The sequence below is a fragment of the Rathayibacter sp. PhB127 genome (assembly GCF_003751665.1).
Classification (GTDB): Bacteria; Actinomycetota; Actinomycetes; order Actinomycetales; family Microbacteriaceae; genus Rathayibacter; species Rathayibacter festucae.
This window is the reverse complement of sequence record NZ_RKHW01000010.1, coordinates 1-1,478: the sequence shown is the minus strand read 5'-3', so window position 1 is coordinate 1,478 and position 1,478 is coordinate 1. Positions and strand designations below refer to the sequence as shown.

Genomic DNA, 1,478 nt, shown 5'->3' with positions numbered 1-1,478 from the left:
TATAGCCTGAGATCTGATGGGTAGACGCAAGTCGAAATCGGTGATCCTATGCTGCCAAGAAAAGCATCGACGCGAGGTTCTAGCTGCCCGTACCCCAAACCGACTCAGGTGGTCAGGTAGAGAATACTAAGGAGATCGAGAGAATCGTGGTTAAGGAACTCGGCAAAATGCCCCCGTAACTTCGGGAGAAGGGGGGCCTGAGGCGTGAACGGACTTGCTCCGGGAGCGTTCGATGGCCGCAGAGACCAGTGGGAAGCGACTGTTTACTAAAAACACAGGTCCGTGCTAAGTCGCAAGACGATGTATACGGACTGACGCCTGCCCGGTGCTGGAAGGTTAAGAGGAACGGTTAGCCGCAAGGCGAAGCTGAGAATTTAAGCCCCAGTAAACGGCGGTGGTAACTATAACCATCCTAAGGTAGCGAAATTCCTTGTCGGGTAAGTTCCGACCTGCACGAATGGCGTAACGACTTCCCAGCTGTCTCAACCGCGAACTCGGCGAAATTGCATTACGAGTAAAGATGCTCGTTACGCGCAGCAGGACGGAAAGACCCCGTGACCTTTACTATAGTTTGGTATTGGTGTTCGGTGTGGCTTGTGTAGGATAGGTGGGAGACTGTGAAGCGGGCACGCTAGTGTTCGTGGAGTCATTGTTGAAATACCACTCTGGTCACTCTGGATATCTAACTTCGGACCCTAATCGGGTTCAGGGACAGTGCCTGATGGGTAGTTTAACTGGGGCGGTTGCCTCCTAAAGAGTAACGGAGGCGCCCAAAGGTTCCCTCAACCTGGTTGGCAATCAGGTGTCGAGTGTAAGTGCACAAGGGAGCTTGACTGTGAGACTGACAAGTCGAGCAGGGACGAAAGTCGGGACTAGTGATCCGGCAGTGGCTTGTGGAAGCGCTGTCGCTCAACGGATAAAAGGTACCTCGGGGATAACAGGCTGATCTTGCCCAAGAGTCCATATCGACGGCATGGTTTGGCACCTCGATGTCGGCTCGTCGCATCCTGGGGCTGGAGTAGGTCCCAAGGGTTGGGCTGTTCGCCCATTAAAGCGGTACGCGAGCTGGGTTTAGAACGTCGTGAGACAGTTCGGTCCCTATCCGCTGCGCGCGCAGGAAATTTGAGAAGATCTATCCCTAGTACGAGAGGACCGGGATGGACGAACCTCTGGTGTGTCAGTTGTTCCGCCAGGAGCACCGCTGATTAGCTACGTTCGGAACGGATAACCGCTGAAAGCATCTAAGCGGGAAGCCGGCTTCGAGATGAGATTTCCATCCCTTCGGGGGAGAGGCTCCCAGCCAGACGACTGGGTTGATAGGCCGGATGTGGAAGACAGGACTAAAGACTGTCGGAGCTGACCGGTACTAATAAGCCGATAACTTGATAATCACTACATTCATACCGTTGTAAAGGCTGGTAGGAGTGGTCAGAGATTGCTTGCGTCCACTTTGTGGTTCCCAGAATACGGGCTCCATA

At 53.7% G+C, this 1,478-nt stretch carries 1 rRNA gene; it reads left to right on the top strand.

The window, feature by feature from the left end:
• Positions 1 to 1,390 (top strand): 23S ribosomal RNA (locus EDF22_RS20340); the annotation flags it as partial.
• Positions 1,391 to 1,478 lie beyond the last annotated feature (88 nt).